The organism is Acinetobacter stercoris (assembly GCF_900323515.1).
Classification (GTDB): domain Bacteria; phylum Pseudomonadota; class Gammaproteobacteria; order Pseudomonadales; family Moraxellaceae; genus Acinetobacter; species Acinetobacter stercoris.
In genome coordinates this window covers 1-14,556 of the sequence record NZ_OOGT01000092.1, presented here as the reverse complement: position 1 = coordinate 14,556, position 14,556 = coordinate 1, and the positions used below count along the sequence as shown (strand labels likewise).

The 14,556-nt window shown below is 37.4% G+C and carries 11 protein-coding genes; 8 read left to right on the top strand and 3 right to left on the bottom strand.

Annotated elements, in window-relative coordinates:
* The coding region (locus KPC_RS10835) for a DNA internalization-related competence protein ComEC/Rec2 (protein ID WP_228212234.1) at positions 1–2,449 on the top strand (2,449 nt) is incomplete at its 5' end.
* A 2-nt stretch (positions 2,450–2,451) separates the two neighbouring features.
* On the opposite strand, the gene KPC_RS10830 is transcribed toward KPC_RS10835, so the two are convergent.
* Positions 2,452–3,399, bottom strand: coding sequence for a lysophospholipid acyltransferase family protein (locus KPC_RS10830; RefSeq protein WP_121974395.1), 948 nt, complete (start codon positions 3,397–3,399; stop codon positions 2,452–2,454).
* 138 nt (positions 3,400–3,537) lie between these two features.
* Between KPC_RS10830 and sppA the strand changes: the two genes are divergently transcribed.
* The 3 genes from sppA to KPC_RS10815 all read left to right on the top strand — a co-directional run bounded on the left by sppA (position 3,538) and on the right by KPC_RS10815 (position 5,939).
* Positions 3,538–4,563 carry a signal peptide peptidase SppA gene (gene sppA, locus KPC_RS10825; RefSeq protein WP_121974394.1) on the top strand — a complete coding sequence of 342 codons (1,026 nt, stop codon included), beginning with the start codon at positions 3,538–3,540 and terminating at the stop codon, positions 4,561–4,563.
* 99 nt (positions 4,564–4,662) lie between these two features.
* Positions 4,663–5,466 carry an alpha/beta hydrolase gene (locus KPC_RS10820; protein WP_121974393.1) on the top strand — a complete coding sequence of 268 codons (804 nt, stop codon included), beginning with the start codon at positions 4,663–4,665 and terminating at the stop codon, positions 5,464–5,466.
* A gap of 164 nt (positions 5,467–5,630) precedes the next feature.
* Positions 5,631–5,939: a J517_1871 family lipoprotein gene (locus KPC_RS10815; RefSeq protein WP_121974392.1), complete on the top strand. Its 309-nt coding sequence runs from the start codon at positions 5,631–5,633 to the stop codon at positions 5,937–5,939.
* 60 nt (positions 5,940–5,999) lie between these two features.
* On the opposite strand, the gene purN is transcribed toward KPC_RS10815, so the two are convergent.
* Both purN and purM read right to left on the bottom strand, forming a co-directional pair.
* Positions 6,000–6,632 (bottom strand): phosphoribosylglycinamide formyltransferase, encoded by a 633-nt coding sequence (gene purN, locus KPC_RS10810; protein ID WP_121974391.1) that lies wholly within the window; start codon positions 6,630–6,632, stop codon positions 6,000–6,002.
* A complete protein-coding gene (gene purM, locus KPC_RS10805; protein WP_121974390.1) occupies positions 6,629–7,699 on the bottom strand; it encodes a phosphoribosylformylglycinamidine cyclo-ligase in 1,071 nt (356 codons plus the stop codon). Before purM ends, purN begins: the two co-directional genes overlap by 4 nt.
* A 136-nt stretch (positions 7,700–7,835) precedes the next feature.
* Between purM and cxpE the strand changes: the two genes are divergently transcribed.
* The 4 genes from cxpE to KPC_RS10785 form a co-directional block, all read left to right on the top strand.
* Positions 7,836–9,026 carry a chloramphenicol efflux transporter CxpE gene (cxpE, locus tag KPC_RS10800; protein WP_121974389.1) on the top strand — a complete coding sequence of 397 codons (1,191 nt, stop codon included), beginning with the start codon at positions 7,836–7,838 and terminating at the stop codon, positions 9,024–9,026.
* A 20-nt stretch (positions 9,027–9,046) separates the two neighbouring features.
* The gene (hda, locus tag KPC_RS10795; protein WP_121974388.1) at positions 9,047–9,754 is read left to right on the top strand and encodes a DnaA regulatory inactivator Hda; all 708 of its coding nucleotides are present in this window, start codon (positions 9,047–9,049) and stop codon (positions 9,752–9,754) included.
* A 380-nt stretch (positions 9,755–10,134) separates the two neighbouring features.
* Positions 10,135–12,045, top strand: a complete 1,911-nt coding sequence (gene rbtA, locus KPC_RS10790; RefSeq protein WP_121974387.1) for a rhombotarget A — start codon at positions 10,135–10,137, stop codon at positions 12,043–12,045.
* 3 nt (positions 12,046–12,048) lie between these two features.
* The coding region (locus tag KPC_RS10785) for a CSLREA domain-containing protein (protein WP_121974386.1) at positions 12,049–14,556 on the top strand (2,508 nt) is incomplete at its 3' end.

The following is a 14,556-nucleotide window of genomic DNA, read 5'->3' as shown; positions in this document are numbered from 1 at the left end:
ATTCAATAATATGTACTTAATAGTAGCACTATCTGGGTGGATTGGGGGAATTTCAACAATGGGGAGAGATATTCCTGTTGTTGGTTCGAGCATTATTTTTATTTGTTTAATCCTTAATTTTCTCTTTTTAATTTCGATTGTTCTGAAATTTTCTTTTCACCAACAGTTGTGGTTTAAAATTTTAAACCTGATATGCCTCAATATAACTTGTATTATTTTGGGGATGCTTTTTGCCGAGCAGGCATTAAGTAAACGGCTGGCAAACAGGGTAATTGAAGTTAAAAATACTGAAGCCATTGTTTATATTAAAAATATAAATCAATTAAAACAAAAAGATTCACTTGATCACTCCTCTACACTAAATAATAAAATTCAGCAAAAAATATGGGTACTTAATCAAGGGGCAGAGCCAGTGCAATGGATGGCATATGTAAATGCTCCTGAAAGTACATTACAACTGGGACATTATTATAAAATACAAGGTAGTGTTAGACCTGTACATGGTTATGCTGTAGCTGGTGTATTTGATCAGGAAAAATGGAGAATACAAGATAATATTGCTGGAATAATACAAGTTTCATCCTATGACGAAATCAGTGAAAGTCAGGTTGAGTATCCTTATTTTATTGAACAGCAGAAAACCTGGATTGCTCGCGCTAGCCTAGTGGTAGAACAATCTAGACTAAATTTCAGGAAGTTGATTGATCGCCAGCATTTTTCTCATTCAGGATTGATTCTGGCACTTTTAACAGGCGATCAAAGTCTATTAAATGAAGCTGAGCAAAACCGTTTTAAGCGCTTGGGTATTTCTCATTTACTGGCTATTTCTGGACCGCATGTTTTGATTTTTGCAGGATTTTTTGTTTGTTTTTTAACATTATTTATCAATAGATTTAAACCTACACTATATTTAAGTATACCGAAAACATATTGCATGGTTTTGCCATTTTGCTTGTGTGTATGGGGATATACTGCTTTTGTTGGTTTCGAGATTCCGGCACTTCGAACGTTTATTACTGTTACATTGGTTGCGTTACTGTTACTCATTCAGCAACAGTTACAGAGTATTAAAATATTATTGATGAGTGCCAGTTTATTACTTTTGTATGATCCATTTAGTATTTTATCGGCAGCTTTTTGGTTATCCTATGGTGCATGCTTTATTTTAATCCGGATTTATCAAACAATTTCACAACAATCCGCTTTTCATTTTCATAGCCGATTTCAAAGAATTAAATTTGTTTTAAAAGTATTTGTAGATTCTCAATGGAAAATTTTTATTGCACTTTTTCCGTTGGTTATTGTTATTTTTAAACAGATTTCCTGGGTTTCTCCCCTGAGTAATCTTATTGCAATCCCTATGCTTGGAACACTGATTGTACCAATAGATGTTATGGCTGCGATAGTAAGTTTATTTTCAAAATCACTCGGCATATTTATGTTTAATATTGCAGATTGGGGACTGAGTATTCTGAATTACTTATTAAATATTCTGGATATCACAATTCATGCGAAATTATCATGGATTGCATTTACAACATCGACGATTATTTGTATAGCTTTAGCTGTTTTTATATTGTTCCTGCCTAAATATGTTATTCCGAAATTTTGGGCACTTATTTGCTTCTTTCCTGCTTTTTTACCATTTCATAGACAAGAGTCTTTTGAACTAACCGTGATAGATGTAGGGCAAGGGCAGGCTGTTTTGGTGCAGCTTCCAGAGCGGAATATACTCATTGATACTGGAGGGTATTATGACGAGAATAAATTTAGTATTGGTGAACAAGTCATTGTTCCATATTTGACTTACAAAGGCATTAGTCGATTAGATCAGGTCATTTTGTCACATTTGGATCAGGATCATAGTGGTGCATTTAGTAAAATTTCTGAAAATATAGACATAGGGGAAGTTTATGCGAGTGAAAGAGATGAACGCTTCAGAAATGATAAATTTCAATTTTGCTATTCAGGTCAACATTGGGATCATGGTCAGGTCAAAATTCAGATTTTAAATCCAGAGAAAAATAGCCTAAGCAATACCACAGATGATCGCAATGAACATTCATGTGTGGTTTATATTCAGGTTCCATTTTCCAGGGGATATCAAAATTTTTTGATTATGGGTGATGCAGGATGGGCATCCGAATTTCAAATATTACAAACATATCCCGATTTAAAAGTTGATGTTTTGATATTGGGACATCATGGAAGTGAGCATAGTTCAGCATATGATTTTTTAGAAAAGCTTCATCCTCAACTGGCTATTGTCTCAGCTGGTTTTAACAATCGCTATCAACATCCAGCAAGAATGACTTTACAACGTCTGCAACGGTTAAATATACCACTCAAAAGCACCATAGAAAAAGGCAGTATTCATTTCACGATAAAGGAAAATGGTGAAATGAAAATTGAAAATTATCGTGATAAGTGGAAATGGTTAAAGAGATGAAGTCAGTCTTCATCTTTTGCCTCTAAACGAACCTGCTCAATTTTGGTTATAGCTTCCTCTTTAGGGAGGTTGTAAACGTTATTGAGTTCAGGGTTCGCTTTAAAGCGTTTATAGCTCCAGTGGTAATGTTCAGGATAACGTTGGATTAAATTTTCCAGAGTTTCGTGAATAACGCGTGTCCCGTCTTGTGCTGTACCTTCATAGATACGCTCATCTAATGGTTCAATAAACATATCAAACCCATCACTGTCATCGCGGATAGCATACAGTAAAAGTGCTTTGGCTTTGGTCTTCTGGATTAATTTAGCGCTCAAACTACTTGAGGCTAAAGGAATTCCAAAATATTTAACCATGTCACCACCTACATGTGGTGTATGGTCAGGTAAAATAACAGTAGTGCCGCCACGCTTTAATGCCTTGAAAATCTGCATTACACCAGATTCGTCTGTAGGTACAAGGGTAGCCTGTTCTCGACTACGTGCTTCACGCACAAACTTATCAGCAGCTTTATTCTTGATAGGTTTGTACATAATGGTCATTTTGGTCAATTGGGCGAACCATGCGTTCATGACTTCCCACGTACCAAAATGGGGGACAATAAGTACCAATCCTTTACCAGCAGCGACAGCTTCATGGGCATAATGCTCCCCCTGAATGCTGCGGATTCGGGAGAGGTTTTTGTCATTACTTGCGCCCCATATACTAAAAAATTCAAGATATGATTGCATTTCATTACGAATCGCTGCCCGTGTGATTCTTTCACGTTCAGCTTGATCCAGATGTGGCATGCAAATCTGGATATTGAAATGAATGGTTTCCGAAGTTTTGGTAATATGCAGAGAGTTGATAAGACCAGCCAACATTCTAGCGATGAAACGTGAAACTTGAATTGGAAGGCGACTAAAGATTTGTAAAAACCGATAAGTCTTTGTGTTTTGATTATCCGGCATCGTTGTCAAATGTTTGGCTTGGGTCAAGAAATGTAGTGATTTAAAATTATTATATGATAAATAATTTTGTTTAGACAGTTTCTAGTGATTCCTTGTATATAATGAGCACTAAAATTTTTATTTGGATCGTATTTTGTTATGTCCGATTGGCCACCAAAACCACAAAATGAAAACACAAACTCAAATAGACCAGAAAATAATGGTCAGGAATGGAAAATTTTGGAAAAAGCTGTGCTCGCATCAGTTGAAGAACAACGGCGTTCTCGAAGATGGGGAATCTTTTTCAAAATCCTGACTGCACTTTATACACTCATTGTGCTTTTGTTACTTTATAAAGGATGTTCGCTAACAGACACCAGTTCGGCATCGACTACGACTTCTGATCCGCATCTGGCTGTAGTCAATATTATTGGCACGATTGATTCAGGAAAGCAGTCTGTGAATAGTGATGATACGATTAAGTCTTTAAAAAAGGCTTTTGATGCAAAGTCTGCCAAAGCTGTTGTCCTGAATATTAACTCTCCTGGTGGTTCACCAGTTCAGTCAGACGATATTTGGCAAGAAATACGTTATCTAAAATCACAAAACCCAGAGAAAAAAGTTTATGCCGTGATTGGAGATATGGGAGCATCAGGTGCTTATTATATTGCATCTTCTGCTGATGAAATCTGGGTAAATCCATCAAGTCTAGTAGGGTCAATTGGCGTGATCATGCCTAATTATGGTGTAAGTGCTCTTGCCCAGAAATTGGGGGTTGAAGATCGCACCATGACATCAGGTACAAATAAAGATATCCTGAGCATGACCAAACCAATTAATCCTGAACAGCGTGCCCATATTCAGGCTTTACTGGATAATGTGCATGATCACTTTATTGATGCAGTGAAAGAAGGGCGAGGTAAACGTTTAAAATCAACTGATCCTGCCATATTCTCTGGATTGTTCTGGACAGGTGAACAAGCGATTAAACTTGGTATTGCTGATAAAAAGGGTAATATTGAAAGTTTGAAACGCGAACTTAAAGTGAAAAAAACCGTGAACTATACAGTTGAAAGAAGCCCATTTGATTCTGTCATGGGACGTGTAGGATCAGAGATGGGAAGTAGTGCTGCTGAAGCAATTGGGCAAAAGCTTTCTATGAGTCAGGAAGCAAAGTTACAGTAATTGTTGTTTCGAATGGACTGTAAAGCGTCGCGCTCATTTTCTTGATTTAGAGGATGGGCGTTATTTTTGAATCAATATTTCAATATAAATAGGGAAATGATGAAAAATAAACCACTCATTCACTTTGCTCATGCTAATGGTGTTCCTTCCAAAGTGTACAAAAAAATATTTCATCAGCTCCAAAATGATTTTGACATTATTAATGTGCCATTAATTGGACCTGATAAGCGTTATCCTATTACCAATAACTGGGTGCATCTTGTTGATCAGGTTGTCGACAGTATTGTCCGCCAGGCGGAAGGGCGGAAGGTCATTGGTTTAGGTCACTCTTTAGGTTCTGTACTGACATTTATGGCTTCTTATAAAAGACCTGAACTTTTTGAACGGGTTATTATGATGGATCCGCCATTAATTGTTGGAAAGCAATCGTTTGCATTTCAACTTGTAAAAACATTCAAGCCTAAAATGGTGGATAAAATGACACCTGCTGGACTAAGTGTTAAACGCCGTGATCATTGGGAGTCTCGTCAGCAGGCGTATGAGTTGTTACGCCCAAAAGGTTTTTATCAACATTTTGATGAGGAATGCTTTCAGGCTTACATCGATTATGCTTTAACTGAGGATCATGTTAATGGTGGAGTTACTTTAACTATTCCTAAAGCAGATGAAGTGAAAATTTTTAGAACAAATCCATCGCATTGGTGGCTTCCTATGCCAAATCCGCCAGTTTCTACTGAACTTATTGTGGGAAATAGCAGCCCTTTTTACCAGCGAGGCTTTCCTCAATTGACACAGAAAAAATTTGGAATTCCTTATACAGTAACAGAAGGAGGACATATGTTCCCTCTGGAATATCCTGACGCGCTTGTTGATTTACTCAAAGAAAAATTAGTATCTGTGTAAATGTAACTTTACTTAGATATTCTAAACTCACCACAATTTTAAACCCGACATTGTGTTAAATTTAAATCGCATTAAATGGTGAGAAAAGTATGTCGTTTATGAACTTTACATGTCGCAACTTTCTTTTCAGCTTGAGTACCTCTGCTTGTATTTTACTGTTTTTTATGCAGAATACTTTTGCCAATGTTCAGTACTGGACAGGGCATTTTGATCGGTTTACATATACGCTCAAGCTCGATGAAACTGGAAAAGGAATGTATTGCCAAGATTCATTGGGTAATATTTCTTTGGTTAAAGTTAAAAAAGTCAAAGATTCGCTTTATACAGAAGATGGTTCAAACACCAAGATAGTCGAGAAAAGTAATACTGATGGTAGTACAAGTTTATATGTATACGGGGCAACTTTGCAAAAAGATGATACCTTGCAAATGAGTTCGCAGGCATGTAGAGATATTTTAACAAAAAATAATTAGCCATATGTATTTATGAGTTTTAGCTATAAAAAAAGCGCATTCTGGAATGCGCTTTTTTTATTAAAATTTACAAAACTGAATCGGTTCAGATAAGGGCAGACCTTTAAATAGGATTTGTCCATTTTCAGTGTGCTGGATTGTACCATTACAGATCCATTCAACAGCTTGTGGGTAAATCATATGTTCAAGTACATGGACGCGTTCTGCTAAGCTCACAACATCATCGTGTTTATTTACACGTAGCACACCTTGTGTTAAAGCTTGTCCTGCATCAAGTTCGGCAGTGACATAATGAACAGTGCAACCATGTAGCACATCACCAGTATTTAAAACACGTTGGTGAGTATGCATACCTTTATAATTCGGGAGAAGGGAAGGATGAATGTTAACCATTTTTCCTTCCCAAGCTTTTACAAACTTGGCACTTAAAATACGCATGAAACCAGCAAGGACAACAAGATCAACATTCCAGTCAAGTAATTGTTGATGCATGACATCATCAAATGCTTCACGATCTGGATATTGTTTGTGTTCAATAATAGCTGTTTGTATATCTGCATTTTTCGCACGTTTTAGTGCAAAGGCATCAGGTTTATTGGATATGACACCTACGATTTGCCCTGAAAGATTTGCATCAATCAAGGCTTGTAAGTTGCTTCCACTTCCTGAAACAAGAACAGCGATTTTGATCATGCAAAAATCACACGAATTTTTTCGTCAGCGCCTTCAACTGATTCAGCATTATCAACAATGTGACCAATTTTCCAAGCTTTTTCACCTTGGGTATTGAGTACATCTACAGTTTTCTCTGCATCTGCTGCATCTACTGCTATTACCATACCTACGCCACAGTTAAATGTACGGTACATTTCGAACTGTTCTACACTGCCTTCGCGCTGTAAAAGTTTGAATAGTTCTGGCCATTCCCAAGATGATTCATCAATTACTGCTTGCGCACCATTTGGGAGAACTCGTGGTAAGTTACCAGGTAAACCACCACCAGTGATGTGAGCCATCGCATGAACATCAACTTGTTTACACAACTCTAAAACCGGTTTGACGTAAATACGAGTTGGTTCCATTGCAACATCAGCAAGTGAACGACCATCGATTGTTTGAGTCAGGTCAACATTTTTGACATCTAAAATTTTACGAAGAAGAGAGTAACCATTTGAATGTGCACCAGACGATGCAACCCCAATTAAAACATCCCCAGCTTTAACTTTAGAACCATCAATAATTTTACTTTGCTCAACTACTCCTACTGCAAAACCAGCAAGGTCATAATCTTCGCCTTCATACATACCAGGCATTTCTGCTGTTTCACCACCAACAAGCGCACAGCCTGCAAGTTCACAGCCTTTGCCAATACCAGTTACAACATTCGCGGCAACATCGACATTTAGATGACCGGTTGCATAATAATCTAGGAAAAATAGTGGTTCAGCACCACATACAAGTAAGTCATTGACACACATCGCAACCAGATCCTGACCAATAGTGTCATGACGGTTTAAGTTGAGTGCAAGACGTAATTTAGTTCCGACACCATCTGTACCAGAAACTAAAACAGGTTCTTCATAACCTTTAGGAATTTTACAAAGTGCGCCAAAGCCACCTAAACCACCCATAACTTCAGGGCGAGTTGTACGTTTAGCGACAGATTTGATTCGATCGACAAGTGCGTCGCCCGCTTCAATATCGACACCAGCATCTTTATAGCTTAAACCAGTGTTTGGGGTAGAAGTTGAGTTGCTCATAATGAAGTCTCCGCATTCGCGCGGGGATTATAACCTGAATATACGAAACTCTTGTGCTATTTCTCCGCTAAAATGCTATCTTTATTCAAATATTTTTGTTTCCTATAACGATTACACTGAAAAAAGGCGAGATTGCATGCATGATCGTACATTGAAACGTATTTTTATTCTGGCTGGAATAGCACTTATCCTCTGGGTATTGTATTTGCTTAAACCAGTAGTACTCCCATTTGTCGGTGCTTTTTTCATCGCATATTTATTCAGCCCAATTGTTGAAAAGCTTTCCAGAATATTGCCACGGTGGTTGTCAATTTCTATTGTATTCGTCGGTATTATTATCGTGATTACATGGGCAATGTGGTTTGTTGTACCATTGGTCTGGAAACAACTGGTTTATGCCAGAGATAGTATTCCTGCGGGGATACACTGGATTAATTATACTTTCTTACCTTGGGTATCACAGACATTTAATGTAGATCGTATGGAAATTGATACTGATCAAATGTCTAAAGTAGTCATGGATTATATTCAGACCAATTATAGTGTTGATAGTATTCAGTCTATGGTACTCAAGGTATTACAGTCGGGCTGGAGTTTCATTCAGGTGGGTGGCACAGTGGTGTTAATGCCTATCATTGCCTTTTATTTCCTATTGGATTGGAACCGCATGCTAAGCAGTATGAAAGATCTGATTCCTCGCAAATATGAAAAAAGTACTTTGGCGATTATTGGCGAATGTCATAGTGTGTTGGGTGCATTTGTAAAAGGTCAGTTCTTGGTGATGGTATTGCTTGGAATTGTTTATGCTGTCGGTTTGCAACTGATCGGACTTGAAGTGGGTCTCATCATTGGTATGGTTGCTGGTTTGGCTAGTATTATTCCCTATCTCGGTTTTGCAGTTGGGATCGTCGCAGCAATTATTGCCACTTTATTCCAGTTTGGAATTGACTGGACACATTTACTTCTTGTTGGCGTTGTATTCATGATCGGTCAAGCAATCGAAGGCTATATTCTTCAGCCATTCTTGCTGGGTGATAAAATTGGGCTTTCTCCAGTTGCTGTAGTATTTGCTGTTTTAGCAGGTGCACAACTTGGAGGATTTGTTGGAATGCTTATTGCTTTACCTGTTGCTGCTGTCATTGTGGTTTTACTTAAACATGTCAAAGAGACTTATCAAGATAGTCATTGGTATAGCCCTGCAACTGTAACTGTGCACAATAATGGCAATAATGAAAAAATTTCGATTGAAAGTGAGCAAGTTGATCTTGATATTGAAATTAAAAACCCTCAAGATACAGATCAGTCAGTTACACCTGATAAAGAATAATTTAGGGATTTAAAACATTTATGCGTCAATTGCAGTTGGATATAGAGCCTCAGCTGGATGCCAGAATTAGCGATTTTTCTGGTCCGGGTTGGGGACCTGTAATTGATGCAGTCAGACAACTGCATGCCGGACTGATGAACCGTTTTTATATTTATGGTGGTGCTGGAACGGGGAAAAGTCATTTGCTTTCCGCAATTTGTGATTCGTATCTGGAAATAGGCAAATCAGCAATTAAGGTATCATTGCTTGAATTGCTGGATGCACCGATTGAAGCAATCACTTCACTTGAAAATTATGATCTGGTTGCATTGGATGATATTGAAGCCATTAGTGGTGTGCCTCATTGGCAAAAAGCTGTTTTTCATTTGATTAACAGTAATAATGAGGGTGGAGGACAATTGGTCTTTTCATCCCGTTTTGCACCTATTGAGTTAAAACTGGAGTTGCCAGATTTACAATCCCGTTTAACCCAAGCCGTGAGTGTCCGTGTTCCAAGCGGTCATTCATATGCTGACAGGCATGCATTATTAACCTCTGTGCTCAGTCGTAGAGGCGTACATTTTGATCAACAGATTACTGAATACTTACTGCTACATGGTCCACATCAAACCAGTACTTTGCTTCAGACTGTGGATCAATTAGAAAAACTATTAAAAGGTGAAAAAACTAAATTATCTAATGCAACCTTAAAACAGATTTATGCATTAATTGATGAATATCGGACATAATTAAATAGATTTTTAAGGTAATAACAATGTTTTTATTTTGTAATAAAATTTTTAGCAAGATTTAAGATTCTTATTTAAATCATAATGTTATTATAAGTCAGTCAAAACTGTACTTTTTGACCAGAGTTTATAAATAAAATGCAATAACATCCTTTTGTTCAAATGGGTAAACTGCATACAGGACAACACAGCAAAAAGAATCTTAGACAAATGTATGAGTTAGATGTACCGATTAACTGATTATTTGCATATAGATGTGATAGTTTGACTAAACTATTGAGAAAATTATATAGCTGTGACAAAGTACGCAGAAATGGATGATTTGGTGAAATATTTTTTTGACCAGATGAAATAATTAAAAGAAATTTAAGGAGACTATAATGCTCAAACGGGGCATAGTTTTTGGATTATTATGTATTGCTGGTCATGCTTATAGTGCTGATATTACAGTAACGACGACGGAAGATGTAGATACCAGTGAGTGTTCATTAAGGCATGCTATCCAATATGTCAATTTAGGCAAGCCAGAATCCGGTTATATGGGGTGTGGAGGGAAAGATTCTAGTAGTACTATTATTCTAAAAGGTAACACAACGTATAAATTGAAAAGCCAAGTGTACATTATGAAAGATGTACGTATTCAGTCTTTATATGAAAATACGTCACTTTCGACTTCTCCTGTTCTGGGTCGCAATAACGCTATCATTCAAATGACAGGAAAAGATCGTTTATTTTATATTGATCGGAAAACCAAAGATCCAACAATTCCAGCATCTGTCTGGGATAAAATAGAGATCGATAAAGAAAGTGCTTCTGGTGCAACAGATGGATCTTCAGATACTGATTCAATTCGTACAATTGATTTTTATGAAGTGAGTTTACAAGGCTGTGGTCAGGATAACTGTGCATCGGCTAAACAGAATGATGTTAACTACGCATCAGGTAAAGGCGGAATTATTTATAATAAAGAGATCATAAGAATACAATATAGTCGTCTCGAAAAGGGTTTCGCCCAGCAAGGTGGAGCGATTTATAATGCTGGTTTATACGCTGAAAATAAACCTTTAAGTTGGGTTGCTTTCGTTAATAGTGTTGCTTTAAATAATCAGGCTTCACAAGGTGCCGTGATTTATAGTGACATACCTCAATTTTTGATTTCTCAATCTGTTATTAGGGATAATGTTGTTAAAGACTCATCATCAGCGATTTTCGACATTAAGGAAAGTTTTGATGAGGAAAGAAGTAAAAATTTGGTTAATGAGAGTCTGCGTCGTGGTATTTTAAACTCGACAATCTTTAACAATACAGGACATATTGCAAAGATACTTGATGTTATGCGTGTTAATAACACGACCATGCTTAAAAACACTGCAGGATTGATTATTAATGCACCGTATAAACTGGCATATATTTCAAACAGCATACTCGCTCAGAATGGGAAAGCCGATTGTGAGTTTATCGCTGGAAATGTAGCCGATAATATTTCAAATAATTTATATTCAGTAGGCTGTGCAGGAACGCAAAGTACTGCTTTAGGAAATACAACTTTAATTGCTGGAAAGGATATTGAAGGCGAGTGTGATCTTAACTCGGATGGTATTCTTTGTCCGTTTAAAACCAATGAAAGTACATCTTTAGGTTATTTTAAACCACGTTTACTAGATAGTTATACACATTTGTCAGACTCACCGATAGTGAATCGCGGTCCGGCGATTAACAGTAAAATGGCGACATGTGAGTCTTATGACCAACGAGGTCGGACTCGTATTGATACTTCTACTTCATGCGATAGAGGTGCAATTGAGCTGGTGGTTGACACCTCTTCATCAGCTCTAATCGGACAAGACATTTTTTATGGTCAGACTGCGAAGATGACTGTTGCAGATCAATTAGGAGACGGGACTCTACTCCCAGCTGAAAAATGTCAGGCTTTACTTGGAAATAATCCGACAGGGAAACCTTGGCAAGCGGGCTGTATGCGTGTTGTACAGGATCCTTCGGTTCCGGTTTCTAAAGGGACGACGACAATTAGTCCTGATGGTTCAGTGACTTATGTTCCAAATGGTAATTGGCATGGTTCTGATGAGTTTCATATTTTAGTGATTAGTACAACCAAACGTTTCAACGATGAAGAAACTCCTTATTTGTCTATTCCTGTACATATAGTACAAGCTCCACCAAATACTTTTGAAAATAAATCGGTGAAAACCTCTGGTGGCAGTATTGGGGTGGGCGTACTCATCATTTTAGTTGGACTATTAGGTTTAAGACGTAGTAAAGCGAAAGGATAAGCAATGAAAAATTATAAGAAAGTATTGCTGGGTACTACAGCAGTAATTGCTATGTCAATTATGGCAGACAGCGAGAATGCAATTATTTATGTCAATACATTTGCTGATGAAGATGGCGAGAACATGAATAACTGTTCTTTGCGAGAAGCAGTAAAAGTAGCTTCTACTCATGTAGCATATGGTGGCTGTGCATCAGTTGGAAGTAAAGTTAATACCATTCAGCTTGAAGAAGGTACTTATCATCTAACTCGAGAGCTAGAAGCAACTGGCTCCTTTAATATTATGGGGGCAGCTCCATATAAATATGATGAGATTAATGTTTTAACAAATCAGTATCCAGCACCTACACCTCTTAAAACAACGATATCAGGTGGTGGAAAATCAAGGATATTGAATACGACGATTATGAATCAGCCCAATGTCTCATTTAGCAATGTTATCTTAAAAGATGGCTATAGCGCAGGTAGAGGAGGAGCCTTATATATAGGTGGTGCATTAGTTCTGGATAATGTGATTATCGAAAACTCCAAGGCTGCAGAAGGTGGTGCTATTTATTTAAGTGGCGCGAATAGTACAGTTAATATTGGTGCTAATGTTCTGGATTACAGAACGTCTGGTGTTGGTGGTGTTTTTCAGGGAAATAAAGCAACCAAAGGTAGTATTTTGGCAATGACTTGTGCCGATAACCTCACATCATCAACTCATGCAGCAACCTTAAACTATGCGACTTTTTTGGATAACGGTGATGCCAATAGTTTAAGTACATTTGCAATTTGCGGAAATACCAATGTGGCGATGACTAATTCTACTGTAACGCGAAATATTGTAAACGCGAACAGCGGAAGTATCATTCAATTTAGTTCCAGCACACCTCATGGAAATTATGTTCTTGATGACAAGTCTACTTTATCCTTGAATAACAATACTATAGTAAATAATCAAGGCTGGTCGACATTTTTATATAATGATACAGGGAAGAAAAACTTAAGTTTGAACATCTTGGCATTCAATGGGGAAGGGAAATCCTGTCGTTATGCTAATGGTGATGTTTCGGAAAAGAAGACTACAAATTTTCCAATATTTAAAAATAATGCCATTCGTGTAGTAACAAAAGATGGCGGAGTAAACGAGTGTGAGTTAGCCAGAGAAATTAGAGAAAATGAACAAAATAAAATTATTAATTTGCCTCAGGAGAGTAATTACCTATCTGTTTTAAGTGAATTGCAAGAACCAAGTGCTTATACTGGATTTATGCCAATGTATTTTCCAAAAGAGAGGGCTGGTACAAAGGACCTTACTGGTACAAAGAAACTTACATTAGTTGATACAGGAGCTACAGATTGTAGTGGTTATAGTGACCAACGTGGAATTTCACGTAATGTGTCAGGTGCTGAGACTGATGGTGCTGCAACTGATGGAGAAAAAAGTAATCTGAATACTTGTGATATCGGTTCTACAGAGTTGCTCAGATTAACGGCAACCAATCTGGTTGGAAGCAATCAAGATGTTGTTCGTTTGCTTGAGAGTTATCAAAACCAACTTGACACGTTTAACCCTTTAGTAAACAACCCGGCAACTAAACCTGAATTTTTGCCTCTGTATAAGTCTTATGTGAAACAATATACGGAACTTCTGGATTTTACTAAAAAAAGTCAACACTATAGGACTTTTTTTGCAGATCCCCTTAGAGGGAGTTTACCTGCTGAAAATGTTAATAGTACGCAAGGAAGAGAGATTAAACATTTAACGCTTGATAATTATACGATAAGTAAACCTGAAGCATTAGGGCAAGGGAAACTGGATGATAAAGGGACGTTTGTTCCAACAGCGTCAAGTACAGATAAGGATGAAAATTTATTTTGTGAGTGGGATGAAAATTTAAAACAAATACTTATATACCGGACGGATGATAAGATAACCCCAACAGGTACTGCATTTTTCTGCAAATATACGATCACCTTAAAAACTGATTCTAAAGTGCAATCCAGTGCATATGTTATGGCTGAATTTCAAAATATTGCACCTTATGCAAAAAATGCGAGTTATACAGTACAACATGGTACGGATCAGAAAGTTGAAATGGATTTGCTTAAACATACCAATGATGATGGTGATGGTGATGTAAGTAAACTCAGCACTCATCCAAATAAACCAAACTACTATGTCGACTCTAATGGGCAAGATCTTGCGATCCGTGTAGACGAGGTTCCAGATCCTATTGTTATTACTGCGGAGAGATCGGGTCCTTGTCCAGATAAACAGACGAATACATGTCTGGGTGGAAAGATCAGTGCACAGATCAAAAATACTTTAGATCCATTTACTTATAAATTTAAATATTATGTTTATGATGCTGATGGTCTGGTTTCAGCTACTCCGGGAACAGTTACTTTAAATAACACTGGCTCATCGAAAAGTGCAACTAGTGGAGGTGGCAGTATTGGCATATTCAGCATATTAGGACTTGGTGGGCTATTGTTGTATAGACGTTTTAGAATTAAACCTTTAAAT

Bases quoted from the DNA above. Each gene is read 5' to 3' on its own strand.
- cxpE (WP_121974389.1), top strand. From the start codon at position 7,836: ATGCATGATCGTACATTGAAACGTATTTTTATTCTGGCTGGAATAGCA.
- KPC_RS10830 (WP_121974395.1), bottom strand. From the start codon at position 3,399: ATGCCGGATAATCAAAACACAAAGACTTATCGGTTTTTACAAATCTTT.
- sppA (WP_121974394.1), top strand. From the start codon at position 3,538: ATGTCCGATTGGCCACCAAAACCACAAAATGAAAACACAAACTCAAAT.
- KPC_RS10820 (WP_121974393.1), top strand. From the start codon at position 4,663: ATGAAAAATAAACCACTCATTCACTTTGCTCATGCTAATGGTGTTCCT.
- purN (WP_121974391.1), bottom strand. From the start codon at position 6,632: ATGATCAAAATCGCTGTTCTTGTTTCAGGAAGTGGAAGCAACTTACAA.
- purM (WP_121974390.1), bottom strand. From the start codon at position 7,699: ATGAGCAACTCAACTTCTACCCCAAACACTGGTTTAAGCTATAAAGAT.
- rbtA (WP_121974387.1), top strand. From the start codon at position 10,135: ATGCTCAAACGGGGCATAGTTTTTGGATTATTATGTATTGCTGGTCAT.
- KPC_RS10815 (WP_121974392.1), top strand. From the start codon at position 5,631: ATGCAGAATACTTTTGCCAATGTTCAGTACTGGACAGGGCATTTTGAT.
- hda (WP_121974388.1), top strand. From the start codon at position 9,047: ATGCGTCAATTGCAGTTGGATATAGAGCCTCAGCTGGATGCCAGAATT.